This window comes from Brevibacillus sp. SIMBA_040 (assembly GCF_046535075.1).
GTDB lineage: Bacteria > Bacillota > Bacilli > Brevibacillales > Brevibacillaceae > Brevibacillus.
Window position 1 is genome coordinate 113,774 of record NZ_JAWRXI010000010.1, and the last position, 25,265, is coordinate 139,038.

Annotated in this window: 25 protein-coding genes; 4 read left to right on the forward strand and 21 right to left on the reverse strand. The window is 46.0% G+C overall.

Annotated features, from left to right (window positions below; all coding sequences use genetic code 11):
• Window positions 1-373: 373 nt before the first annotated feature.
• The 9 genes from glnA to SB752_RS18245 all read right to left on the reverse strand — a co-directional run bounded on the left by glnA (window position 374) and on the right by SB752_RS18245 (window position 7,878).
• Entirely contained in the window at window positions 374-1,708 is a 1,335-nt protein-coding gene (gene glnA / locus SB752_RS18205) for a type I glutamate--ammonia ligase (RefSeq protein WP_410717018.1), read from the reverse strand.
• A gap of 34 nt (window positions 1,709-1,742) precedes the next feature.
• Window positions 1,743-2,153, reverse strand: coding sequence for a MerR family transcriptional regulator (locus SB752_RS18210; protein WP_410717019.1), 411 nt, complete (start codon window positions 2,151-2,153; stop codon window positions 1,743-1,745).
• Window positions 2,154-2,400: 247 nt separating this feature from the next.
• Window positions 2,401-3,681, reverse strand: coding sequence for a methionine gamma-lyase family protein (locus SB752_RS18215; protein ID WP_410717020.1), 1,281 nt, complete (start codon window positions 3,679-3,681; stop codon window positions 2,401-2,403).
• 8 nt (window positions 3,682-3,689) lie between these two features.
• The gene (gene hflX / locus SB752_RS18220) at window positions 3,690-4,982 is read right to left on the reverse strand and encodes a GTPase HflX (protein ID WP_410717021.1); all 1,293 of its coding nucleotides are present in this window, start codon (window positions 4,980-4,982) and stop codon (window positions 3,690-3,692) included.
• Between the two features lie 358 nt (window positions 4,983-5,340).
• Window positions 5,341-5,955, reverse strand: coding sequence for a hypothetical protein (locus SB752_RS18225; RefSeq protein WP_410717022.1), 615 nt, complete (start codon window positions 5,953-5,955; stop codon window positions 5,341-5,343).
• A gap of 203 nt (window positions 5,956-6,158) precedes the next feature.
• Complete coding sequence (locus SB752_RS18230) at window positions 6,159-6,509, reverse strand: LytTR family transcriptional regulator DNA-binding domain-containing protein (RefSeq protein WP_410717023.1); 351 nt, start codon at window positions 6,507-6,509, stop codon at window positions 6,159-6,161.
• Between the two features lie 32 nt (window positions 6,510-6,541).
• Window positions 6,542-6,676 carry an AgrD family cyclic lactone autoinducer peptide gene (locus SB752_RS18235; RefSeq protein ID WP_410717024.1) on the reverse strand — a complete coding sequence of 45 codons (135 nt, stop codon included), beginning with the start codon at window positions 6,674-6,676 and terminating at the stop codon, window positions 6,542-6,544.
• A complete protein-coding gene (locus SB752_RS18240) occupies window positions 6,660-7,205 on the reverse strand; it encodes an accessory gene regulator ArgB-like protein (protein ID WP_410717025.1) in 546 nt (181 codons plus the stop codon). The genes SB752_RS18235 and SB752_RS18240 overlap by 17 nt, the downstream gene beginning before the upstream one ends.
• A complete protein-coding gene (locus tag SB752_RS18245) occupies window positions 7,198-7,878 on the reverse strand; it encodes a hypothetical protein (RefSeq protein WP_410717026.1) in 681 nt (226 codons plus the stop codon). The genes SB752_RS18240 and SB752_RS18245 overlap by 8 nt, the downstream gene beginning before the upstream one ends.
• Window positions 7,879-8,069: 191 nt before the next feature.
• Between SB752_RS18245 and SB752_RS18250 the strand changes: the two genes are divergently transcribed.
• Window positions 8,070-9,005: an AAA family ATPase gene (locus tag SB752_RS18250; protein WP_410717179.1), complete on the forward strand. Its 936-nt coding sequence runs from the start codon at window positions 8,070-8,072 to the stop codon at window positions 9,003-9,005.
• A gap of 33 nt (window positions 9,006-9,038) precedes the next feature.
• On the opposite strand, the gene SB752_RS18255 is transcribed toward SB752_RS18250, so the two are convergent.
• The gene (locus SB752_RS18255) at window positions 9,039-9,797 is read right to left on the reverse strand and encodes a DUF4184 family protein (protein ID WP_410717027.1); all 759 of its coding nucleotides are present in this window, start codon (window positions 9,795-9,797) and stop codon (window positions 9,039-9,041) included.
• Between the two features lie 45 nt (window positions 9,798-9,842).
• The gene (gene infC / locus SB752_RS18260; protein ID WP_410717180.1) at window positions 9,843-10,328 is read right to left on the reverse strand and encodes a translation initiation factor IF-3; all 486 of its coding nucleotides are present in this window, start codon (window positions 10,326-10,328) and stop codon (window positions 9,843-9,845) included.
• Window positions 10,329-10,508: 180 nt separating this feature from the next.
• Between infC and SB752_RS18265 the strand changes: the two genes are divergently transcribed.
• Both SB752_RS18265 and SB752_RS18270 read left to right on the forward strand, forming a co-directional pair.
• Complete coding sequence (locus SB752_RS18265) at window positions 10,509-10,979, forward strand: MarR family winged helix-turn-helix transcriptional regulator (RefSeq protein WP_410717028.1); 471 nt, start codon at window positions 10,509-10,511, stop codon at window positions 10,977-10,979.
• A gap of 40 nt (window positions 10,980-11,019) precedes the next feature.
• On the forward strand, window positions 11,020-12,252 hold the full coding sequence (locus SB752_RS18270; protein ID WP_410717029.1) for a multidrug effflux MFS transporter: 1,233 nt from the start codon (window positions 11,020-11,022) through the stop codon (window positions 12,250-12,252).
• A gap of 119 nt (window positions 12,253-12,371) precedes the next feature.
• On the opposite strand, the gene hfq is transcribed toward SB752_RS18270, so the two are convergent.
• The 7 genes from hfq to SB752_RS18305 form a co-directional block, all read right to left on the reverse strand.
• Window positions 12,372-12,611 carry an RNA chaperone Hfq gene (gene hfq, locus SB752_RS18275; RefSeq protein WP_007719110.1) on the reverse strand — a complete coding sequence of 80 codons (240 nt, stop codon included), beginning with the start codon at window positions 12,609-12,611 and terminating at the stop codon, window positions 12,372-12,374.
• A 29-nt stretch (window positions 12,612-12,640) separates the two neighbouring features.
• A complete protein-coding gene (miaA, locus tag SB752_RS18280) occupies window positions 12,641-13,600 on the reverse strand; it encodes a tRNA (adenosine(37)-N6)-dimethylallyltransferase MiaA (RefSeq protein WP_410717030.1) in 960 nt (319 codons plus the stop codon).
• Entirely contained in the window at window positions 13,597-14,382 is a 786-nt protein-coding gene (locus SB752_RS18285; RefSeq protein WP_410717031.1) for a class I SAM-dependent methyltransferase, read from the reverse strand. The genes miaA and SB752_RS18285 overlap by 4 nt, the downstream gene beginning before the upstream one ends.
• A 257-nt stretch (window positions 14,383-14,639) precedes the next feature.
• Entirely contained in the window at window positions 14,640-16,154 is a 1,515-nt protein-coding gene (locus SB752_RS18290) for a Kelch repeat-containing protein (protein WP_410717032.1), read from the reverse strand.
• Between the two features lie 144 nt (window positions 16,155-16,298).
• A complete protein-coding gene (locus tag SB752_RS18295) occupies window positions 16,299-16,799 on the reverse strand; it encodes a GNAT family N-acetyltransferase (protein WP_410717033.1) in 501 nt (166 codons plus the stop codon).
• A 187-nt stretch (window positions 16,800-16,986) separates the two neighbouring features.
• The gene (locus SB752_RS18300; protein ID WP_410717034.1) at window positions 16,987-17,484 is read right to left on the reverse strand and encodes an immunoglobulin-like domain-containing protein; all 498 of its coding nucleotides are present in this window, start codon (window positions 17,482-17,484) and stop codon (window positions 16,987-16,989) included.
• A gap of 87 nt (window positions 17,485-17,571) precedes the next feature.
• Window positions 17,572-18,177: a TetR/AcrR family transcriptional regulator gene (locus SB752_RS18305; protein WP_410717035.1), complete on the reverse strand. Its 606-nt coding sequence runs from the start codon at window positions 18,175-18,177 to the stop codon at window positions 17,572-17,574.
• Window positions 18,178-18,501: 324 nt separating this feature from the next.
• Here SB752_RS18305 and SB752_RS18310 point away from each other — a divergent pair, with 324 nt between their 5' ends.
• On the forward strand, window positions 18,502-18,858 hold the full coding sequence (locus tag SB752_RS18310; RefSeq protein ID WP_410717036.1) for a group I truncated hemoglobin: 357 nt from the start codon (window positions 18,502-18,504) through the stop codon (window positions 18,856-18,858).
• Between the two features lie 181 nt (window positions 18,859-19,039).
• Here SB752_RS18310 and mutL read toward each other — a convergent pair whose 3' ends face one another.
• The 3 genes from mutL to SB752_RS18325 form a co-directional block, all read right to left on the reverse strand.
• The gene (mutL, locus tag SB752_RS18315) at window positions 19,040-21,157 is read right to left on the reverse strand and encodes a DNA mismatch repair endonuclease MutL (protein ID WP_410717037.1); all 2,118 of its coding nucleotides are present in this window, start codon (window positions 21,155-21,157) and stop codon (window positions 19,040-19,042) included.
• Between the two features lie 24 nt (window positions 21,158-21,181).
• Window positions 21,182-23,767: a DNA mismatch repair protein MutS gene (gene mutS, locus SB752_RS18320; protein WP_410717038.1), complete on the reverse strand. Its 2,586-nt coding sequence runs from the start codon at window positions 23,765-23,767 to the stop codon at window positions 21,182-21,184.
• An 87-nt stretch (window positions 23,768-23,854) separates the two neighbouring features.
• Window positions 23,855-25,144, reverse strand: a complete 1,290-nt coding sequence (locus tag SB752_RS18325; RefSeq protein WP_410717039.1) for a putative amidoligase domain-containing protein — start codon at window positions 25,142-25,144, stop codon at window positions 23,855-23,857.
• Window positions 25,145-25,265 lie beyond the last annotated feature (121 nt).

Below are 25,265 nucleotides of genomic sequence, written 5' to 3' on the forward strand. Positions count from 1 at the left end.
GCAAGTCAAAAAGGTCGGACGAACAGCTTTGTATTTTGCAGTCGCCTCTTTTTGCACTCTGTTCTTAATCCGGATCTTAAATTTTGTGTTGTACACATCAACTACAGTCCAATGAGATTGGTTTAATATTACACGTTTTGGATTCCAGGAGTAGCCGGAAACGGGCACTCCCATTTTCGGTGCATGCTGTTTCAATTCCTGTTTTACAAATCGTATGTTTTGTTACCCGCTTTCCAAATCCTCACTCAACCTCTATAATTGTCAAAAAAGCGAAAAATTTTGTGGGTGCGACCAAAGTGATTGTTATTTGTTTGACCTCACCCACAAAAAGAGAAAACCCCTCGCACCAAGTGGCACAAGGGGTAAACGCTTATTAGTAAGTGCTCATGTACTGCTCGCGCTCCCAATCATGGACGCGTGTGCGGAACATATCCCACTCAATTTCTTTTGCTTCGATGAAGTGGATCAGAGCGTGTTCACCCAGAGCTTCGCAAATGACAGAGTCTGCCTTGAGGCATTCAATTGCTTCCTTCAAGGTAGCTGGCAAGCTGGAAATTCCGTTTTCTTCACGTTCTTCTTCGTTCATCACGTAGATGTTACGATCGATCGCAGGTGGTGCTGACAATTTGTTTTTGATTCCGTCCAAACCTGCTTTCAGCATAACTGCCAAAGCGAGGTATGGGTTTGTAGCCGGGTCTGGGCTACGTACTTCAATACGCGTGCTTACACCGCGAGAAGACGGAATACGAATCAATGGAGAACGGTTTTTAGCAGACCAAGCTACGTAGCAAGGTGCTTCGTATCCAGGAACGAGACGCTTGTACGAGTTTACCAATGGATTCGTGATGGCAGTAAATCCACGAGCGTGCAGCAAAATACCAGCCAGGTAGTGCTTCGCAGTTTCACTCAAGCCGAGTTCATCAGACTCGTCGAAGAATACGTTTTGGTTACCACGGAAGAGAGATTGGTTCGCGTGCATTCCGGAGCCTGCTACACCGTACAGTGGTTTTGGCATGAATGTCGCGTGCAAACCATGTTTATGAGCAATTGTTTTTACAACCAGCTTGAAAGTCAAGATCTGGTCAGCAGCATGCAAAGCGTTCGCGTATTTGAAATCGATCTCGTGTTGACCTGGAGCTACTTCATGGTGGGAAGCTTCGATTTCAAAGCCCATTTTCTCCAGTGTCAAAACGATATCGCGACGGCAGTTTTCACCGAGGTCGAGTGGTGCGAAGTCAAAGTATCCACCTTGGTCATTCAGATCCAGAGTCGGTTCGCCTTTTTCGTCCAGCTTGAACAGGAAGAATTCAGGCTCTGGACCTACGTTAAACGCGGAGTAGCCCATTGCTTCTGCTTCTTTCAAAGCACGCTTCAAAATATAGCGCGGGTCTCCCTCGAATGGTGTGCCGTCTGGATTGTATATATCACAGATCAAGCGCGCAACTTTGCCATGCTCATTACCCCAAGGGAAGACAACCCACGTATCCAGATCCGGCACCAAATACATATCGGATTCCTCGATGCGTACGAAACCTTCAATAGAAGAACCGTCGAACATCATCTTGTTGTCGAGTGCTTTAGGAAGTTGGGAAGAAGGAATTTCAACGTTCTTAATCACCCCGAGCAAATCGGTAAACTGAAGTCGGATGTACCTTACGTCCTCTTCTTGTGCCAAACGCATAATGTCTTCTCTTGTAAACTTGCTCAAATTTCTCTCCTCCTGTCTCTATAACGGCTTTATATCAGTGGAAGAAGCGCGAAAGCTCTCCACGTATCAATGCACCCTCGCCATGACGAGAAGCATTGCGATACATGATCTGTTGCCTTAGGAGCTGATGTAGGTCCTTATCAGACATCTCTTTTCGTTTGGTCTCAGACGTGGTTGTAATCTCTGTCTGTACCGGTGTAGGTTCGTTCAATTGCAGTACTTGCTTGATGCCTGCAATATTCAGCCCTTTTTCAATCAGTGCCTTAATCTCCAGCAAACGATCTACATCATTGAAGGAAAAAAGCCTCTGCTTCCCTTCGGTGCGGGCTGGTTGAATGAGGTCGTTTTGTTCGTAGTAGCGTATCTGCCTCGCAGTTAGATCCGTCAATTTCATGACGATCCCAATGGGAAAGAGGGCCATATTACGGCGAGTATCATCACCCATGACTCGTCCCTCCTCTATCGTGTTCCTCATGCCTTATTCTATTCAAAACATAAATCCCTGTCAACGGATGTTATAAAATATTACATGAAAATGTACCTTCGAACTAGAAACTACGGATTCGCCATGCCTTTTGGCGGAAACCGAGGCTGTACTTATATTTGGAACAGAACTTTATCCAGTACGATTGCACAAAAAAACAGTGACTATCCGTTCAGACCGTGGGATAATCACTGTTTGATTTGCTGTTTTACTGCTCACCTGGCAAGTGTAGTAATCCTTTTTCCAGCATGCCATTAAGAGCTGTAATGATTCCCACTTTTACGTGCGAGTACGTTAAACCACCCTGGACAAATCCCAAGTAAGGCGGGCGAATGGGACCATCTGCCGAAAACTCGATGCTTGCCCCTTGGATGAAGGTTCCGGCAGCCATGATGACAGGGTCCGCATATCCTGGCATTTCACTAGGATACGGAGTTACGTGGGAGTCCACTGGTGCTGATTTTTGAATCCCCTGGCAAAAAGCAATCAGTCGTTCAGCCGAACCGAATTCAACGGATTGGATCAAATCGGTACGTGGTTCATGCCAAAGCGGGTTGGTTCGGAAGCCAAGACGCTCCAGCAGCGCTGAAGAAAATACAGCTCCCTTCAAGGCTTCGCCCACTACGTGAGGAGCGAGGAAAAAGCCTTGATACATTTCTAAAAGCGAGTATAGGGAAGCTCCGCCCTCTGCCCCGATCCCAGGTGCTGCCATCCGATAAGATGCCAGTTGAACTAAATCTTGACGACCTACAATGTACCCACCCGTTTTGACAAGTCCGCCACCCGGGTTTTTGATTAATGAGCCTGCCATAATATCCGCGCCAACATGCAGAGGTTCGTACTCCTCGGTAAACTCCCCATAGCAGTTGTCGACGAACACAATCAGTTCAGGCTTCATTTCTTTGACCATCCGAATCATTTCTTGGATCTTCTGGATCGTAAAGGACGGACGATCAGCATAGCCGCGTGAGCGCTGAATTCCGATTACTTTTGTCTTTTCCGTGATGGCTTCCGCTACGGCGATGAAATCAATATCACCCTCTGGCGTAAGCGGCACATAGCTGTAACCGATCCCATAATCCTTGAGCGACCCTTGACCTTCGCCGCGAACACCAACGACTTCTTCCAATGTATCGTACGGTTTGCCCGTAATGTAGAGCAGATCGTCTCCTGGACGCAGAATTCCAAACAACGATATCGCGATCGCATGTGTTCCAGAAATAATGTGCGGACGCACCAGAGCAGCTTCTCCACCAAAAACATCGGCATAGATGGACTCCAGTGTGGAACGTCCAGAGTCATCATAACCGTACCCGGTAGATGGAGAAAAATGGAATTCATTTACTTCATGCTTTTGAAATGAACGCAGCACTTTTAGTTGGTTTGTGTCCACCATCGCTGCAATCTGTCTGTGTCGTTCTGATATGGTTGCTTCCACTTCCATAACAAGTGGACGAAGCTTTTCTCCATGAGAAAAAAAGGAAAACATCAGTTATCTTACCAACTCTCTTCAACAGTCTCTGGTTTATCCAGGAGGAAAGGAGCAATCCGCCCATAAATTGGATGATCCCGATTCACACGTACCGTAACCCGGTAGGATTCTTCCTCTTCATTAAATTGTTGATCGATTTCTACGCCCTCGCGATGCAAAAGCGATAGAATGTCTCCCCGCTCCACAGGAACCTTTAGCGTCATTTCGTTGAAAGAAGCCAGTGCAAAAGATTCGATCCGCTCCATCAGCTTCCTCAAGTCATCTTGTCGCATGGCTGAAATCAAGATGGATTCTTCTGTCCGCGGAAGGTATGTTCCTTCAGGCAATATATCCGCTTTGTTAAATACAACGAGCTGTGGAATTTCCTCCGCTTTCAACTCGCGTAAAATCCTGTACACGACTTCCATATGAACCTGCAAGTCTGGATGATGGCTATCCACGACATGAAGAATTAGATCCGCTTCCTTTACACCTTCCAACGTCGAACGAAATGCCGCAACCAAGCTTGTAGGCAGATCTTGAATAAAGCCTACCGTGTCAGTCAGAAGCACTTCCAAACCACTTGGCAAGGAAAGCTGACGTGTTGTCGGGTCCAAAGTCGCAAACAATTTGTCTTCTTGTAGCGTGTTTGCTCCAGTCAGTTGATTCAAGATCGTAGACTTCCCGGCATTCGTGTAGCCTACCAGTGCAACCTGGAAGACATTGTTTTTCTTCCGACGCTCTCGATGAAGCTGTCTGGTTCTTACCGTATCATTTAATTGCTGCTTCAGCTCGCTGATTCGTTTGCGGATATGACGGCGATCGCTCTCCAGCTTGGATTCCCCTGGACCACGCGTCCCGATTCCACCACCCAGTCGTGAGAGCTGCTTTCCTTGTCCGGCAAGACGTGGCAGCAAATAGTTATACTGTGCCAGCTCAACCTGGATTTTCCCTTCACGCGATTGTGCACGGCCCGCAAAAATATCCAGGATGAGTTGTGTTCTGTCAATTACTTTGCAATCGAATACCTTATCCAGATTGCGTGTCTGACTAGGCGATAGCTCGTCGTTGAAGATAATGACGTCTACATCCAGCTCTTCTGCACGCTCCGCAATTTCATCGATTTTTCCTGTTCCTAAGTACCACGCAGAGTCGACTCTGTCCCTGTTCTGTGTAATCACATCGAGAACCTCTACGCCGGCTGTTGCTGCCAATTCGTGCAGTTCTTCCATAGACAGACGTGTTCGCTCTTCATCCCGGTTATCCAAAAAACAACCGACCAATATCGCTGTTTCTGTTGTTTTGATCAGATCGTTCACCGATTCACGCCCTTTCTTCCCTTATCATACCACATTTTCCCCATTTCGATATCGCTTCACACTCTGTCAGACAATTTCAGATGGTAGCTAAAATACTGATCAGGATGCCGTAACATGATAGCCGTGGTATTCGCGAAAATGAGTCACCATACTCTTATCCTATGTACAGATTTGCATTGTTCGTTTTTTGCAAAAGAATTAAGAATCCACTCTTGTATCAGCTCCGAAAAATTTTTAACAGTTGGCTCAACTACCAATTATTCACAAACATTAAATACAAAATACAAAGAAACATTCGGTTTTACACAAAAACGCCCTAATCATTAGGGCTTTTGCTTACTTGCTTATTTCATTGCGATTACCGGAAGTCTTTATCAATCACGATATGGACTTGTCCCACATTCTGCTCAACAAATTTCATCAGTACAGGTATGGCACTTCCACTTCGCTCTCCCGGTTCTGTTGGTACACCCAAATAAAATAAGTGTTGTGTATCATTATTTTGGTCATTCCTATTTATATTTTCCATTGTCATTATCTCTTGCCCATCTTTCTGGATTAAAGAGATTTTAATAACATGAGCCTCATGATCAATCGACGCTCCAAGAAGCTCCTGTATTTTGGAACGCAAGTAATTTGCTACTGCAGGATTCAGTGCCCCGCTCGAATTACTTCTAGAGGCACCTTCTAACTGCGTAGCTTTTCCCTTGCAACCTTGTTCTATATCAATGAGTTCATTGCCCTGGCCCTCTTGATGAATCAGCATGACATATTTGGAAACCAAAAGTACGATGACGAGAAAAAACAGCAGCATCAAAAAGTTTACGTTTTGCACAACATGAAGAAACTCAATCTGAAATTTGATTTGAATAACACCGATAATCATTAAAAAAAGTTCTAGGATTCCTACTAAACAAATGAGTATGAAATAGAATCGTTCTAGTGAATTAGGCATGTATTTCAAACTGTTCACTCATCTTCCTTCACGCCATCCCCGAATCATCCTCTCCTAAATTCACAAGGATGATTTACGAATGGCTATTTTGCGATTTATAGTATATTCATCATAGCATCCCAAAGATTTCCTTTCTTTACAAATTGAACATTTTCGATTTTTCTTGACAAATCGATATTTCTATGAAAACAAAAAGCAACATGCCGACTATACGTAGCATGTTACTTTTTTAATCGTTTAACGTGATTTAGTTTTGAAATATGAACGCGAGCAACGTCAGCAAACTTTGACTGCTTGTTAGGCGTTTCTTCAAAGTACACTTTCTGTGCTTTTTCATCAAATGATACGACTTTGTTCATATTCACGATGTTTCCCACATCTAATTTCTCAAAGCCATAAGGCTTCAAAACCTTTTTCCAATCCTCTAGCGTGGTCAACATGTAATAAACATCGTCTTGCGTATGAATTTCTATTTTGTTTTTTGAATGAGAAAGGTGTGTGATTTCTTGAGGTAAATCTACCCAGTAAATTCCCTCTTCCTCAAATCCCTTACGGAATAGTGGAATTTTCATGGTTCCTCCACAATACAACCCAAAGTTTATTTTTAATAGAGCTCTTTTGGAGCATCTGGTTGATGTGAAAGACCTGCTGAAAATGGCGTGACAATGACCGTAGCCAGTGCAGCGAGTACTGTGGACGAATAGTATGCCAACGTGGCTTTATTAACGAGTTTCTCCACTTCTTTCACCTCCTTTCCAAATAAAAGGGAGCAGGCTGAGTGCTTGTACCAAAAACGACAGCGTGACTTCTGACAAGCCAAACCAATAATTCGCCGTGACAATGATAAGAGAAATCAACTTTAATAGTGGATAATGCTTCCTGAAAAAGATTCTAGACTGATTTTTCCCCTTTGGTGCAAGTAGAAGGATCAGGACTAACGCTGCTGCCAGCAAAATGTCATTTGCCGTGTCATTCAACGGAATCAGTGGGATAACTACGGCACCAAAGATACTTACCAGCGCACACTTTTCAGCTGATTCAAAGTGATAGCCTCCAGAAAATGCTCTCAATATCATAAAGGAAACCAGTACACTAATCGTTTGGGCGGTTGTCCCGAGTATAGCAGCAAAGACGATGGACAAAAAAATTGCTGATCCTGTTCCTATGATCGCAATCAAGGAATACTGCATGACCTCAACGCTTGCCGTTTTCTCAGGGTTGGCTCTCTTAATCGATTTAGCGATATACAGGGCCGTGCTCTCAATCACGCTCTGCCTCATCCTTTTTCGTTGCTAGATAAAAAAGGGTTGCCAAAATACACGCTAGTACAAAAAATGAAATGGTAAAAGTCGTGTTGCCCCACATGTTACCAATGAACAAAATACTTCCGAATGAAACGAATGCAATAAAGGAAGCGATCAGTAAGTGTTGATTTTCCTTTTTTCCGTATTCGACTTCCTTTTCCCCGTCAGGAATAAATGCCCACCCTCGATTTAAGTATCGGATAATTCCAATAACGATTGCACACATACAAACCGTAACAACTTGTAACACGTAGCCCATATATGCTAATCCGGTGCCATCTGCTTCCTGTAACTGATCCAATTGGATTAGACCAAAAGTGTTCATGAGAATAAAGGTGAGTACATTAATTGCTAAAAACGCACAATAAGAAATCACTGCCATGACGATGGAATAAAACCATTGGATGTTCCATAAAAATCGTAAACTGGCAACCATCGTAATAATTTGTACAATAATCGCAAATTCATTTAATTGAAGGGTATAACGAATAAAATGCGAGACTAGGCTTAGAAAAACGCATAAAAACGCAATTTTCCCAAAGTGAATGCGAATTTTCTGTCTAAAGAGAATAAGCATCAATAAAAAGATGGATATGTACTCTAACGATGAAAAAAGGAAAAATAGAAACAGTTTCATATGCCTCTCCCGATAGAATATATTTATAGGACAATTGTAACATTTACACTGCCGATTCTCTATATCCTTCATGCCATATTTCACCAAGAATCGACTTCATCTGATTTTGAAAAATAGGCAGGTTTTGATTCTTGGTTGAGTATACTTTTGTATGATGGTCAAGGCAGGTGACGCATGTGAAGCAAACAGGGATGAGCTCTGCAGCCGATGTAAACGAATCCTCTAGCAGCCCAAATCGAATTCAAGTCGTCTTCAATCGCCCTCCAAGCGTGAAGCAACCACATACTTTGGCTGAAATAGTGCGCGCTACAGCAAATGCCAACTTGGCGACTGTCTTTGATGAGTTAGAGGGCTTGATCGGTTTACACGAAGCGAAAAAAACGATTTACGAAATCTACGCGTTAATGAAAATGAATCAAGAGCGTGAGAAGCATGGTTTGAAGATGGAAAAACAAGTTTTTCATATGGTCTTTAAAGGGAATCCGGGCACAGGAAAGACTACTGTAGCCCGTTTATTTGGGAAAATACTCCGTGAAATGGGCATCTTGTCGAAAGGTCACATGATCGAGGTTGAGCGAGCGGATTTAGTTGGAGAGTTTATCGGACACACAGCACAAAAAACACGTGATCTGGTCAAAAAAGCGCTAGGCGGTATTTTGTTCATTGATGAAGCGTACTCGCTCGCACGTGGCGGGGAAAAAGATTTCGGGAAGGAAGCGATTGACTGTTTGACGAAATCCCTTGAAGATTTAGGCAACGATTTCGTTTGCATTATTGCAGGGTACAATGATGAAATGGATTCCTTTCTTGAGCTGAATCCCGGGATGCCGTCCCGGTTTCCCGTACACATCACATTCACTGACTATGATGTGGAAGAACTGATCGAAATCGCAAACATCATGGCAAAAAACAAAGAATACGAACTCTCCAAAGAAGCAATCGAAAAATTACGAAGAAGACTTGTCGCTGCCCTGCATGATCCTTTTCGTGAAAATTTCAGTAATGCCAGGTTTGTGAGGAATAGCATTGAAAAAGCAATCCGTGTACAGGCGGTAAGAATGCTAAGAATCACGGAACCAACCCGTGACGATCTGGTTACGTTAAAATACGAAGACTTCGCTCTTTAATGAGAAAGCTGATCCCACACATGATAAAATCCCTCACTTTGGAGGGATTTTTGTTGTATGTAGCCACCAGCTCATGATGACGAGTCCAACCAAGCTTCCTGATAAAAAGGGGACGACGTGTACGAGAGGCAGTGTAAGTAACGTGCCTTTGACAATTGCAGAGTATAGCGCTGCTCCCAGCATACCGATAAGAGCTGCCCCGATCCAAAATAGCCATTTCGTCTTTATATTTACTAGTGGCTTCAAGGCGGATAACGGCAAAGCTCGTCCTTCTTTCCATATGACATACCCAATCGCCAAAAACCCAAGACTCGTGCTCCCATGCTGTAACAGCTTGAACACCGGGATTACCACTCCGCCGAGTGTAATGGGCAGCTGTAAAAACCAAATTCTTTCAACAAAGTAAGCACCCTGATGTGTGAAAGCATCCCAGAGAACGTGGCTGAAGCTCCCGATAAGTCCAGAGTATCCATTTATGAAAATAGATTTCCACGTACGCCAGTTCCAATGTGTCGTTAATGTTGCGGACAATCCCCTGCCGATCCATTCTGGCAAGCAAGCAATCAACGGTCTTTTCACGATTCCATGATAGAGCAGAGCTAGAAGCAAAACGAGCGGTACATCAAACCATAGCAGTCCCCACATCGTGTGGCTATACGCACTGTAGGGCTGCATTCGAAAAAAGTACTCAAAATCAGGAGCCATGCTGCCAAAGACGAGTGCCGTAAAAGAAAACCACTTACTCCTTCGCAAAGGAAGCACAATGGCAGGATGGGCAAATGTAAACGGCATGAATTCACTCTCTTTTCTCCAGTCGGCTTATCATCGGTAGCTCCTCTAGTTCGGCAGTAGTACAGCCATGACCTGCTTGCCGCTTACCTGGATACCTTTATCCTGTTTTGAGCAATGGGCCAAATCACGTACAAGCTGTTCTACCAGCGCCTTCGCTTCTTTGCTTTCCTTTTTTTCCAACCGAACAATTAAATGAACACAATCTCCTGAGGAAAGTATACGCTCCGCTTGTCGTTTTTTGGTATCATAATCATGATCCTCGATAAACGCACTTAGACGGATCTCTTTTACCTTTGCACCCTTTTCCGCTTTTCTATTTTTCGAGCTCTCTTTTTCAACTTGTTGTATATAATCGGAGCTACCTACTAATTGGCACAAAGGAGGACTGCTAAGAAGCGAGGTACATACCAGATCCACTCGAAGCTCCTTAGCCATCTGCAATGCTTTTTTCGTTGCAACAATGCCTAGGTCTTCTCCATTTATACTTGTGAGCTGAACCTCTTCAGCCTTTATTTTTTCATTCATGATCATCATCATTCTCACCTAAAGCCTTTCACCAGTATTGACTGGAAGATCAGAAGTTCTTCTACATAATGCTGCGAATCTCCTCCCTTTTTTACACAATGGAGTACATTCGAAAGTATTGACACTCGATTGAGATTCATTTACATTAACGCTTAGTTAGCCAGCTAACAAACCGGAGGTACAACTGTGGAATTTGATTACTCTCACGCTTTGACTCATACGATGGGTCACGTCATGAAGCTTCATCGCGCAAATGTTGAATTTCTGATTCAAGAATACGACGTCTATCCTGGTCAGCCTATCCTGCTTATGCGTTTGGAAAAAACTGATGGGTTAATTCAAAAAGAGCTTGCCCGGCGCATCTCGGTAAAGCCTGCGACTTTGACCGTGATGATTAATCGCATGGAAAAGTCCGGTCTCGTTGTTCGCAAGCCTGATGAGCGAGATCAACGAATTTCCCGTGTGTTTTTGACAGACAAGGGGCGTATTGCCAGTCAAGCAGTGAAGGAAGCATTGCGCGTATTGGAAATTCAATGTTACGAAGGTTTCACCTCCGAGGAAAAACAAGTACTTGCCGGGATGCTTGATCGGATGCATACAAATATGCAGACGTTTTATTTGAAAAACAACCCGCAACCACCCGAACCAAAGAAATAGTCGATTCTTTGGTTCTTGAAAGAAAGGATGGAAGAACCATTTGAGTAATCTTGCCAGAGAATTAGATTCAACGTCACTTGCGGGGAACAAATCGCGCAGGCTCTGGATGGCCATTATCTTGGGCTCTCTTTCGGCTTTTGGACCACTCTCACTCGATATGTACTTGCCTGCCCTGCCGATGCTGGAAGGAGATTTGCAAACGACGACCTCCATGGCCCAGCTCAGTCTAACCGCTTGTCTGATCGGCCTGTCAGTCGGACAATTGTTCGCTGGACCACTCAGCGATGTTCGGGGAAGGCGTATGCCTCTGCTCATCGGGCTCATTTTGTACGCCGTATCATCCTTTTTATGCGCGATCGCCCCCTCCATTTGGACCTTCGTACTCTTACGGTTTGTTCAAGGGATGGCAGGATCAGCAGGAATCGTAATTGCCCGAGCAACTGTCCGGGACTTGTATTCAGGAACGGAGTTAACCAAGTTCTTTGCTCTATTGATGTTGATTAACGGTATTGCCCCGATTGCAGCACCCATTGCAGGAGGGCAGCTGTTGCAGGTAACGACTTGGCATGGTGTCTTTGTCGTGCTGGGGTTAATCGGAGTCATTATGTTTTTTACGGTTTTATTGGGTCTGCCTGAAACACTGCCGTCAGATAGACGCTCCAAGGCGGGACTTGGCAATACGCTCGCTACCTTTTCCAATTTGTTCAAGGATCGTGTGTTTATGGGATACGCGCTTTCTCAAGGTCTCGTAACCGCTGCCATGTTCGCCTATATTTCCGGTTCTCCCTTTGTCTTTCAGCAAATCTTTGGCGTGTCCCCACAGGGCTTTAGTTTGATTTTTGCTACAAATGGGGTCGGTATTATCCTTGCCAGTCAAATAACAGGCAAGCTGGCAGGGAAAGTAAAGGAAACGACTCTGTTTGTGTTCGGAATTTCCATGGCCGCAATTGGAGGCATCGCACTTCTTTTCATGATTCTTTTGGACGCTGGACTCGTTGCAGTCCTGATTCCTCTCTTTTTTGTTGTATCGAGTGTCGGAATCGTGGGTGCAACTGGCTTTTCATTGGCTATGCAAAATCAAAGCAAAGCAGCAGGAAGCGCCTCTGCTCTTCAAGGCTTGCTCTCCTTCATTAGTGGAGGAATTGTGGCACCGCTCGTCGGTATCGCCGGAAACCAGACTGCAGTTCCCATGGGCATTGTTATTACTTGTGCTACCATCGGTTCAATTCTCTGCTATACGTTCATGATCCGTGCGAAAAAACCCGTTTCGTAAACCGGCCTCACCATAGCACGATAACCGGGATAAGGAACTGCTCCTTATCCTTTTTTGGAATTTGCACAAAAAGAAAAGAGCCAGGATCACGAGTATCCTGGCTGGGTGCAGTGCACGTACTACTGTTGGTTGTTTTCCTGTGACATCAAAGACACTGGACGTTGCGGAGTGAAAGTGGAGATCGCGTGCTTGTATACCAACTGTTGCTTACCTTCGCTATCAATCACGATAGTGAAATTATCGAACGCTTTAATATACCCGCGCAATTGAAAACCGTTCACCAGGTAAATGGTGACCGCGATATTTTCTTTCCGCAAATGGTTCAAGAACGTATCTTGAATGTTGATCGTCTGTTTCATGTACACTACCCCCTAAAAGGACTTGTATGTTATATATTCGGCAATTGTTGAAACTTTCCTGCCAATATCTGCTTGATAGTTTGCACGTTATTCGGCTGTTCTGCCGGATCTGTCATGTCAAACCACTGGATTTCGGGCATACGGCGGAACCACGAAAGCTGCCGTTTTGCAAAATTTCTTGTACGCTTTTGGATATCGTTGATCGCCTTCTCAAGCGTGATCTCCCCGTACAGGTAGGGAATCAGTTCCTTGTACCCGAGTCCTTGCATAGAGACTAGCGAAGGTTCATACCCCCGGTCAAGCAAGCCCCTCACTTCCTCGATCAAGCCAGCTTCGATCATCAGCTCTACACGATGATTGATCCGCTCATACAATTTAGCCCGGTCCATGGTTAGGCCGATAATGACCACATCGTATGGAGAATGCTGAGCCCGGAGCTGAAAATCGGACATTTTATATCCGCTGCTCTCGTAAATTTCGATCGCGCGAATCACCCGTTTTACATCATTCGGATGCAATCGCTCCGCAGTGATGGGATCGATGGCAGCCAGCCTGGCATGAAGAGCTTCTGCTCCTTCCGTATCTGCCATCCTCTGCAATTGTTCCCGTAGTTCTGGATCTTGTGAGGTCGTCGAAAATTGGAAACGATGCGTTACCGATTCTATGTAGAGACCCGTTCCACCTACTATGAACGGAAGACGTCCACGTTGGTTAATATCCGTAATGAGGCGGGTTGTACTCTCTTGAAAAATGGCAACCGAGTACTCCTCATCGGGATCTTTAATATCAATGAGATGATGCGGCACCGTAGCCAGCTCGCTGGGACTCGCTTTTGCTGTCCCAATGTCCATTCCACGGTAGACCTGCATAGAATCTCCGGAAATGATCTCACCATCGAACTGATCAGCCAGTTCTAGGCTAAGATTGGTTTTACCAACGGCTGTTGGTCCAACGATGACAACAAGCTTTTCTCTCTGCTGCAAGGTCACTCCCCTCCACCTATCTCTTTGTAGCTGTACACGACCTGTTGGCCGCCAGAGCGATATGGGGTAAAACCAAAACGCTCATACATCCTGCCCATCTTGCCTTCTTTACATACTACGCGTTTTCGGGCCACTCGCAAAGCTTCCGTCACAGCCTCCTCATGAAGTGACTGTTGATTGGCAAGCTCACGAACCCCAGCAATTCCTGAAGAGCTCTGCACCGTCATTTCAAACATGGGATCAAAATAAACGACATCAAAGGATCGATCAGGAAGTCTTTTCAGCTCCTCCAGATGGTTTCCATGGCGCACCTCAATGCGACGCATCGCCTCCACCAGAGCATCTGAGTCAGAAGACCAATGCCGCAGTCCATCTTCTACCAGGATGGCAAGCACTCGCTCAGATTCGATGCCAACTACTTTTCCATGCACTCCAGTCGCATGAGAAAAGACGATGGCGTCAGCCCCTAATCCTAAAGTCGTATCAAGCACAGTGTCCCCTGGTTGAATTTGGCAAACAGCAAGCATAGTATCAGTATCGCCGCGCATAAGCCGCTTTATACGAAAAGCAGATGTGTTCGGATGAAAAAAGAACGGCTTTTTCCCCGGCACTTCTAGTCGCGCACCTTGCGCGGAAACAACCAATACTTCTTGGTCATTCTGTCGTTTTCGTAACTCGCCGAGGGATAGATCGCCGCGCTTCACGACCTGCAAGCCAAAGGTTTCAGCTAATTTTGCTGCATGGCACAAGGTTTCTTGAGCAGGCTCAAGTCCTGTCGTAACAATCACGTACTCGGTCCCTTTCTTACGTTTCGTCCACGTCAGACGGAAACTCTTTTATTGTAAGCAGGATTATTTTGGCGGTCAAATAGAATCTGAGCCAAACTGTTTCCTTCCACTTCCTTATCATATCATGTTTTCATTCCCACGCGTCGGGCTCAAGAAGGATTTTCCATTGACGCCATTTGGCCTACGTGAAAAAGACCCCCTGGAACGAGAGTCTTTTTCTCCATTATCAAAACGTAAATCCAATCGATCGCCGTTTTTTACCGGGCGTACGAATAGCTATCCGTAATCAATTCTTCATTCAGATTCCCTGCCGCATCGGCAACGGCTCCTGCCTGCAGCTTGAATTGTATGCTCGCACCTTTTGGCAGAACATCAAGAACAACGGTGAGCTTGTTACCCGCAAAAGATACACGATCGTTCTTTCGCAATGGTTGATCTTCGCCGTCATCAATAGAGTAAGCAAGCATATCGCTCAAATCGTCCAAATCACGCTGCAGCGCTACATCTTTTTGGAACGACAGCTCAATGCTTAGGTGCGGGTGATAGATGAGTGTCGAAGCGAGGGGCTGGCTATCGACACCGCCTGCAAGCATTACACTTCCATCTGGTAACCGTGCTGCCATAGACTCAACGTTCTTCGCAGGCAAGGATTGGGTCTCTTCCCACGAATCCTTTTTCGGATCGTACAGTACAGCAGATTGTAGGCGATGCCCCCCTGCAACCAAAACCTTTCCGTTTTCAAGAGTAGCCGCTACAGGTTTGTAACGCTGCTCAGGCATGCTACTGACAAGTGTCCACTCATCTGCGTCTGGATCATATACTTCTGCTGAATCTAAATAGTCAGCACTAATTCCTCCCGCTACAAGCACTCGCCCGTCATTGAGGAGCGTGGCAGCCATTCCCTCTCTAGCGATCTTCATATCAGCTGCTCTTGTCCATTCGTCAGTCTCTGGATCATAGATCTCAGTGGATTTCAGGTAGCCCTTCTTTGAAAAGCCTCCTGATACCAATACCCTGCCATCTTCTAGAGCGACTGCTATTGACTTAAAGCGTTCCACAGACATATCACTAGCCGGCTCCCATGAGTCCTGTTCTGGATCATAGATCTCCGTGGATTTAAGCAGATTGTTGGGATTACTGGTAGGGTCACCACCGACTACGAGTACTCTCCCATCGGGCAGAAGCGCTGCTCCCGGTCCATAGCGCACCTCGCTCATGTCGGCAATGGATGACCACTTCTCGCGCTTCACATCATATCTTTCACCCGTTTTTACCATGCCCCCGCCAACAACAAGCACATCTCCATCGGACAAAACGACGGACGCTCCTCCATGGCGCGGATCATTCATTTCTGCTCCATCCTGCCAGCCTGAATCCTCTATGCTCGCTTGGTCAATTGTCGGCGTTTCCAAGTCAACCGTAAACACGTTGGCAGATGGTAGGGAAACACTGCCTTTGTCATCTACCGCATATAAGATGTATGCTTCTCCATCCGTAATCCTCTTGTCCTCAGAATCAAATGAAATCGTGACGGCTTCTCCTGCAATTGGTACTACAGCACTTCCTATCGCGGTCAACTCAATCTGAGCTTTGTCACGTGGGGTCCCACTTGGAACTACGTAAACGGTACCAGGCTTCGTGCTTGTGACCTTCACAGAAAAACCTGCTGCATACTCCCCCTTATTAATCCAAGTATCTCCACCAGCTGTTTCTTCTGGAATCCAGGAAACGACAGGCGGTTCTAACGGTTCGCTATTCTCGACTTCGGCCAATTATGGTTTTCGTTCGAGCCTACACCGTGCAGGCGACTTTCATCGCACACGGCGTTCCATCAGCGAAAGAATCGGATATTACAATGGGCACTAGTAGTGTACTGAGTCAGTTCCTGGTGGTCTGCTATCCAAAGTTAATACAGGTTAATCGTTTTTGGCATGAACGGAGTAAATCAGTGTGTCTCGGTTGCTTATCCGTGTTTCCTTTTCAAAGGACATTCCGATTCGCTTAGCTACCCCTATGGATGGCAGATTCGGCTTGTAAATCATGGAGATGAGCCTGCTTCGCCCCATGGTGGTGAAGCCATACTCTTTAACTGCCGTCGCAGCCTCTGTTGCCAATCCTTTTCCCCAGTGCGCTCGCACAAACAAATAACCAATTTCCATTTCACTTCTCTCATCAACTGTCTGTGGAACAATCCCACACTGTCCAACAAATGTACCCTCTTTCTTTAACTCACAAATCCATAAACCAGTACCCTGCTTCTCATAATTATTTAGGTTCCATTGAATCCACCTTCGCGCTTGCTCACGCGTTTTAGTCGAAGGATAATACTGCATCGCCACCGGATCAGAAAAAATCTGCATGAGATGATCTTCATCATTCACATTCATTTGCCTGAGCGCTAAACGATTCGTTTCCATGATGTGCATCTCCTTTTGTCCCTCCCCAGCTTTTCCCGATCAGATCTTCTTTCAGAATCGCCAATGTTTGATGATCTTCCCATTGCCCAATTTTCGTCTCCCTTTATAAGAAATGAAAACACCACAGAACAACACTGTGGTGGTGGGGCACTCTCCTTACGTCAGTAAGTTGAAGAATGATGAAAGCTTATTTATTTCCGTTCGGTTCTTCGATCGTAAAGTAGCTTGCTAAAATACGCTCATTTCCATCTGCATAAAAAGATTTGATTACTCTGTATTCTCCGGGTGAAATTACATAGTCAAAATCACCCCAGTTGATTTTCTGTTCATGTGTTTGATTCGGCGCAAGCACCAGCCCAATCTCTGCAAATGCAATGTCCGATCTGAACGGGATTTCATACCAGGTACCTTGTTCCCGTTTTTCAACCGTATAAGGAAGTCCAAAGTTAAATGTAGCTGTCCCGTTATTCTTGATTTCTATCGTTACTTCCTCTTTTGCAGATGAATACGCTGCTTTATCCGCATGCATTTCTATATGCCGATCCTGCTCAACAATGGTGCTCGGTACATCTTTATGGATCGAATGCTTGGATAGCTTGGTTTGAAGCTGTTGCTCGCTAGAAGAACAGCCTGATACCATGACGAGTGACAATATAGTCAGTATCATCCACTTGCGAATGTTCATTCGTTTCCCCCCTTTTTATTAGGACGAAAATAAATGATTTCTGTTGCAAGCTCCACTCAAATTTTTTCCTGAAATCCCTTATTCTTCTTATTTCATCTCAGAACGTGCCTGCATCCCATACAATAGCAACCGGACAATTTCAGCGGCGAGTTCCTCAGGATGTCTTCGTCTCTCGAATAAATGAATAATCGTTACACGCACGATAATCCCTACCAAGCTTTCTGCTACAATGCTCATGTCCATTTCGTTTATGAAATATCCGTCCTGTTGCTCTGCTGACAGGTTCTCTTCTAACAAGGCAGCAAGCTCTTTCTTTATTTCCTCGGACTTCGGGGCAACAACCAGACCAATTCGTGTTAAGTCCGGATTCTCACTAAAAAAATGCAAAATGGCCGACAATCCCAGCTTAATCCGATCTGATACGTATTCTTTTTCTATACCTGAGTCTAGTCTGCTGCTTTTTACCAGCCTAAACAGATTGGATTGAAACGAATCTACCAGCTCTCGAAAAATAGCCTCTTTGTTTCGAAAGTATAAGTAAAAAGTAGGTTGGGTTAATCCAGCTCGATTCACAATCGTACTTATTTTTGTGTCATGGAAGCCGTTTAAGGCAAATTCTTCAGTAGCGATCGTAAGCAACAAAGCCCGACTTTGGGTGCCTATGGCTCCTTTTTTCCGACCTCTTTGCGCCATAAAAAACATCTCCAACATCTGTAATAAATATTTCTTTATAGTAATCTGCTTCGTTGGAAGAATCAACCTTATCAGCAAAACGATCTCCAAAAATAGTATGATGATATCATGCTAGTAATCGTATCGGAAAACGTCGGGTCCCCAGTGAGATATCGTGAAAAATCCGAAAAAGGTTATTTTCGATAAAATGAACAAAAAGATTAGAAGGATGATACATAAGAAAGACTGAAAAAAATTACAGTTGTGTAAAAAGTCAACGCCTAACATAAGTGTCCATCATTAGTGGAATATCTAAGTTGATGTTAACTATCGAGGAGGTAAATGATGGAAACGTTTTATGAGAAGTATGGTGGCGAAGATACAATATCTAAGGTCGTTGACTACTTTTATGATTTGGTTTTAGCTGATGATACTGTAAACCACTTTTTCAAAGATACTGATATGGAGAAACAGAGAAAACATCAAACCAAATTCATCAGCTATGCACTTGGTGGTCCAAATCAATACTCGGGTCAGTCTATGGCAAAGGTCCACGCTGGAATGAATCTGCAACCCGTTCACTTCGATACCATTGTGAAACACCTTCATTCTGCCCTTACCCACTTTGGTGTAAGGGATGGAGATATTGACGATGCATTAACCAAAGTCGGGTCGCTAAGGGATGATATTCTGTACAAATAGGTTTTCTGTCTCGTTTTGAACAAATCGTGATGCCCTATTCGGAAAGCGTGGTAATAGAGGAAAACTCACCTGTCCTATTCGACGGAATGTACCGAAAAATTGTGCTTCGTAAGAAATAAGAGCACCCCAAATCGTTACGGATCGTTTGGGGTGCTCACTTATTCAAATGAGAGTGTAAGACTTACATAACCCGCTTAAACATTTTCTCCAGATCATACCCGGTAAAATGAATTACGATCGGTCTGCCATGCGGGCAAGTAAACGGACTGCTCGTCGCGCGCAGCTGATTCAACAGGCTCTCCATCTCGGCATGTGTCAAAAAGCGGTTTGCTTTGATCGAGGCTTTGCAGGACATCATGATGGCTGCTTTTTCGCGCATTTGTACCACGTTTGCTTGACTGTTCTCTCCCGCCTCTAAAACAAACTGGATTAATTCCTCGATGACCTCCAGCTCTGCACCTTCCGGGAACCAGTGTGGGTGTGCCCTCACGATGAAAGTCCGGCCACCGAAGGACTCTACCTCCAGTCCAAATGCATGAAGCTGGGGCAGTCTCTTTTCCAGCCTTGCTGCTTCAGCGGTTGTGTACTCTACTGTATGCGGAAACAGCATCATCTGGCTCGTCACATCCTCACTTGCCAGCTTCTTCATGAAAAATTCGTAAAAAATTCGTTCCTGCGCGGCGTGCTGATCGATCAAATACATCCCGTCATCGTTTTGCGCAACGATATACGTGCCGTGTACCTGACCTACCGGATACATCACCGGAACAGCAGATACCTCTTCTCGTGCTTGATCTGCATCTATTTGGCTGTGTATCGTAGATGCCGTGGTCGGTGCTGCTTCTGTCTGTCTCTCTGCAATGCCAGTCTGCGTCCGTACCTTATCTGCCTGTAGGCTTTCTCCGACGGTGAAGAATTCAATATCATCTACCTTTACCGGGTCACTTATATCTTGCATGGAACTCCAAGTGCTGCGTTCACTTGCGTTTTCCGCTCCACGTGCATGCTGCATCTCTTCGTTTAGTACCTGCACCGTATGCGGGATTTCACTTTCACTTTCATAGCATACTGGTGCCTCCATGATGGTAGGGCGCTCGGACACCTGCTCCATTTCCAACTGGGTCGTAATGACGTCAGGCTCTTTTCTCAAATACTCCTGCTTAGCCATCCACTCCTGCAACCGTGGACTCGCTTCGGTTCTGGATGATATCTGCGGAGTAGACTTTGGCAATTGCAAATCAAACTGTGGCTGGACAACCTGATTGACGACCTTTGCCCGAGGAGCGCTGACCATGGGGCGAACGATGCCCAATCCTTGACGCAACGTTTCATTGACGGACTGTTCAATCGCACTGCACAGTTCATCTTCTTTACTAAATTTTGCTTCCAGCTTGGCAGGATGGACGTTCACATCCACGAGGGTCGGGTCCATTTCTATCTGCAGGGCAACAATCGGGTATCGCCCTATCGGTAAAAGGGTATGGTAGCCCCTCATAATGGCGTTATTTAGCGAATAGCTGCGAACATATCTTCCATTAACGAGCGTCGAAAGATAGGATCTGTTCGCACGAGTGACTTCTGTCTTGGATAAAAAGCCGCTCCAACGAAAATCAAGCGTTTCGCCAGAGATCGGCAATAACAGCTTGGCTACCTGAACGCCGTAAATTGCAGCCATGACATGAAGCAGCTTACCGTCACCAGAGGTTTGCAGCAGCGACTTTCCATTATGCGTTAAAGTAAACGTAATGGACGGATGGGTGAGAGCGAGACGGTTGACGTAATCAGAGATGTGCCCTACCTCGGTAGCGATGGACTTCATATATTTAAGTCGCGCAGGGGTATTAAAGAACAGGCTGCGGACACAAATCTCGGTACCCTTTACTGCCGCAACATCCTTTGCCTCCCCTAGCTGCCCGCCTTCAATTGTGATGCGTGTCCCGATTTGACTGCTGGACTGACTGCTAGTAAGCTCCATTCGCGATACGGCGGCAATACTCGGGAGTGCCTCTCCACGAAAGCCAAGTGTACGAATGCGAAATAGATCGCGGCTATTACTGATTTTACTCGTAGCATGGCGTTCAAAGGCGAGCGAACAATCTTCTCTGTCCATGCCGTGTCCATTATCTACGATTCGAATCAGCTCTAGCCCACCTTCCTCGACATGAATCTCAATCGTCGTAGCAGAGGCATCAATCGCATTTTCTACCAACTCTTTTACTACCGATGCAGGTCGCTCTACCACTTCACCGGCAGCGATCATGTTGGAAAGATGCTCATCCAGCAATTGAATGTTACCCATAGGCTCCTCCTCTTTTGACGAATACTAGTTCTTTTTAAGCTGCTGCTTCCATGCGAACAGCTTCATCATGGCATCCATGGGTGTAGTTGAGTTCAGATCCAGCTCGCGAAGATCAGCCAGGATTGATTCTTCCTCTGCCGACAATAGCGAGACGGGCTCTTCGCGTACAGCAGCAACGGGTGCTGCCCATAGTGCCTCAAGTGACATCTGTGTGTCGGTTGCGATCGTTGCCGTTGCAGCTCCTCCAGCTTCTAAGCCGGACAAAATACTGCGTGCGCGTTCAATGACCCACACAGGCATTTCCGCCAGTTCAGCTACATGGATCCCATAGCTTTTATCCGCTCTGCCTTCTTCGATTTTGTGTAAAAATAACAGCTTGCCATCCCGTTCCTCACAACGAGCATTGACATTCACCACGCCACTTAGCGTTTCGGTAAGTCCTGTCAGCTCGTGGTAATGAGTGGAGAACAGCGTTTTGGCACCAATTTTTTGGCAAATGTATTCAATCACGGCTTGTGCGAGAGCCATACCATCATAAGTGGACGTGCCTCTCCCGATTTCATCGAGCAAAATCAGGCTCCGTTCAGTCGCTTTTTGCAAAGCATGTCTGGTTTCCAGCATCTCGACCATGAACGTACTGTGGCCGCCAACGAGATCATCAGCTGCCCCGATCCGTGTAAAAATTTGATCTACCAACGAGAGCCTTGCTTCTTTGGCAGGAACAAAGCAACCAATTTGCGCCATCACCGTGATCAGCGCAATTTGTCTCATATACGTGCTCTTACCAGCCATATTCGGTCCTGTAATGAGCAATACGAGACGATTTGACTGATCCATCTGCACGTCATTGGCTACGTACTTCTCCCGATCGAGTACAGCCTCGACAACAGGATGTCGGCCATCGGTGATGACATACTCCCCTGTAGTTGTGAACTGTGGTCGGATAAAACCACGCTCATCACTGACAGTCGCAAACGCTTGGAGGACGTCTACTGAAGAAATTCTCTCTGCCAGGTTTTGCAGACGAGGAATATGCAAGGCGATTTCACTGCGTACAGCCACAAAAAGCTGATATTCCAGCTCAGTCATTTTTTCTTCGGCTTCTAAAATCAGCGCTTCACGCTCTTTCAGCTCGGGAGTAATATAACGCTCCGCATTGGTTAAGGTTTGCTTGCGCTCGTATCTACCCGGCGGCACATTGGCAATGTTGGCTTTGGATACTTCGATGTAATAGCCAAACACTTTATTGAAGCCGACTTTGAGCGATCGAATACCCGTAGCTTCACGCTCCGCTTGTTCCAGCTGGGCAATCCACGTCTTTCCGTCTCGGCTCGCAGAGTGTAGCTTGTCCAAATACTCATCGTAGCCGGTACGAATCATGCCGCCCTCTCGTACAGAAATCGGTGGATCGTCTACGAGTGCTCCCCTGAGTAGACCTACGATGTCTGTGCACTCATCCATACCTTGGGCAATTTCCGCAAGTACGCGGGATTCGGTCCTCATTAATAGCTGCTTTAATTCCGGTACAGCTTCTAATGAAAGGCAAAGCTGGATCAAATCGCGCGCATTTGCGTTCCCATACGAAATCCGTCCTGCCAGCCGTTCGAGGTCATATACGCGATCCAGGCTTTCTCGCACGTCTGCGCGTAGTAGCAGGTCACCTTTTAGTGCCCCCACTGCTTCCAATCTAGCATTCAGATCTTCTTGTCTGAGCAGCGGCCGCTCAATCCATCTTCGCAACAGTCGACCACCCATTGCCGTCTGAGTACGATCCAGAAGCCATAGGAGCGATCCCTTTTTTGTCTTGTCTCGGATCGTCTCCGTCAGCTCAAGATTACGTCGGGAAAAGCCGTCCATTTGCAGATATTGCTTGGCGTCATATTTTTTCAGCAGGCGCATGTGCGATAAACTACGCTTTTGCGTCGTCCCTATGTAGTACAACAGCCCGTTGATCGCTGCTCGCATCGCAAGATCCAGTTCCTTTGCCTGCTCACCATATTGACCATCCACAGCGAAAGCATCCAGTTGATTGCTCTCCACAACCGTGAAGGGGAGTGCAGTCTTCGGTACGATAGAAAGACCGACAAACACCAGTTCTTTTGGACGATATTGAAGCGCTTCATCCAGGACACCCTCAGCCTCCCCAAGTAGTGATGTTACATACAACTCCCCTGTACTCATATCGCAGGCAGCAATCCCGGTCCGTCCATCCAAGCTGGCAATTGCAGTCATGTAGTTGTTTTCCTTGTCTGTGAGCCACTTGCCTTCCATCATGGTTCCTGGTGTAATGACACGGGTTACTTCACGCCGTACTACGCCCTTGGCTTCCTTCGGATCTTCTACCTGCTCGCAGACGGCTACCTTGTAACCTTTTTTCAATAGCTCTGCAATGTATCCATCTGCAGCGTGATGAGGAACTCCGCACATCGGAATTTTCTCATCACCTCCGCCACCGCGACCAGTCAGTGTAATTTCCAGCTCCCTGGACGCCAGAATCGCATCGTCAAAAAACAATTCATAAAAATCGCCTAACCGAAAAAATAAGAAAGTATCCGGATAATCTTTTTTGATTGCCAGATACTGTTGAATCATCGGGGTATATTGCTCCATTGGTTTCTTCTCCTAGCCTAGAAATCTCGACGCTATTATACCATGATTGAGATTATTGTTGAACGTGCAGCTGACATTACGAGTGGATCAGTTCAAGTTCCACGTCGTGCGCAAATCCACTCCTGCTGGCCATGTATGACCATTTTGCAGATAAGAAAAATAGCGATCAAGATGGACACGCGAGAGCACATATCCAGGCAAGCCCTTTAGCTCCTCCCATATTTGCTCGACGTACGGGATCAACGCTGTTTTGTCACCCGTATAGTACGCTTTGATCAAGGGCAGCTGCAAATGGGGTGTTGCTTGCAACTGCGTATGACTCGTTGCGATCAGTTTCGCCAAGTGCAGTACTCCCCGGGTAATGTCAGGATGCACGAGCCAGCTCGGTAGTGTACGGTATTCAAATCCATATGACTTTTCCCGGCAATCACCTAAATACCCATACCTCTGTCTACGGTCACGACATCCGATATCCTCAATGAGCACCAGAGGTAGCGCAAGGTAGGCATCCAGTTTGCGACGTAGGGCAAAGGTCGCTGTCATCCCGCTAAAATGAATATGTCCTCCAATCGGATAACCCGCAAAGGGCATACCTCCAGCAAGCCATTCCAGCTTGGCATTTCCCAACTTTTTATGGGCTAGCTGCAGCCCTTCTAAAATGTGAAAGAACAACTCGTCTGGGTCTTCTGAAGGCTCGGGTCTGAGTTCTGCAATGGGGTGTTGATGCATCGCTAATTCTTCACGATATCTCGTCGTATCGCAGCCGACTTTTCCCCCAACTTTTAAATAATCGGAGGCGAGTGCCATCTCCCCTGTTGGCTTGCGCATGGCAAATTCAGGATCAGCACCCAATTTCGCGATTTCTTGTGGATGCTGCCTTAGCCGAGATTCCCACCAATCTTTTGCCTGTTGCATGCATCTGTCTTTTACTGGTTGTGGCCATTCCGGCTCTACCTGGAGCACCTTTTGGCGATGAGGTGATGCCGCCATGATGGTCACCTCGCCAGCATCGATCCCAGCAGCATACAGACTTCGCGCCGCCAAGCTTTTCACTACCTGAATCTCTGGATCAGTTACTGACAGAGCTACCTGTTGATAAGACGGCTCTTCCATGCGATATAGAAGCCATTGTGGACTCTCCATGCTCCTTTCCAAATGTAGCACATGCTCCTGATACAGAGAGACTTTGTACGTCCGCCAGCCTGGCTGTGCTTGTTTTCCTGTCGTCACGGGTATGCCACTTTGTCTAAGCAGCCAACGCCCAATTTCTGGCCGCTGCAAAAAGCTCTGCGCTTCTTTTGCATTTGCCGTCATGGACTCTGCGATTTTCGCTCCTGGCTGCAAGACAAGCCGCTTCCCTTTCACACGCGCAAACATGGCTTTCACTCTCCCTCTCTCATCCTTTCGTTATCCTATGTTTGCGCCCAAAAAAGAGTGAGGCTGGATAATCCACCATGCTCAATTGGAGGAATTACCTTAAAAAAGACAAAAGAAAAAG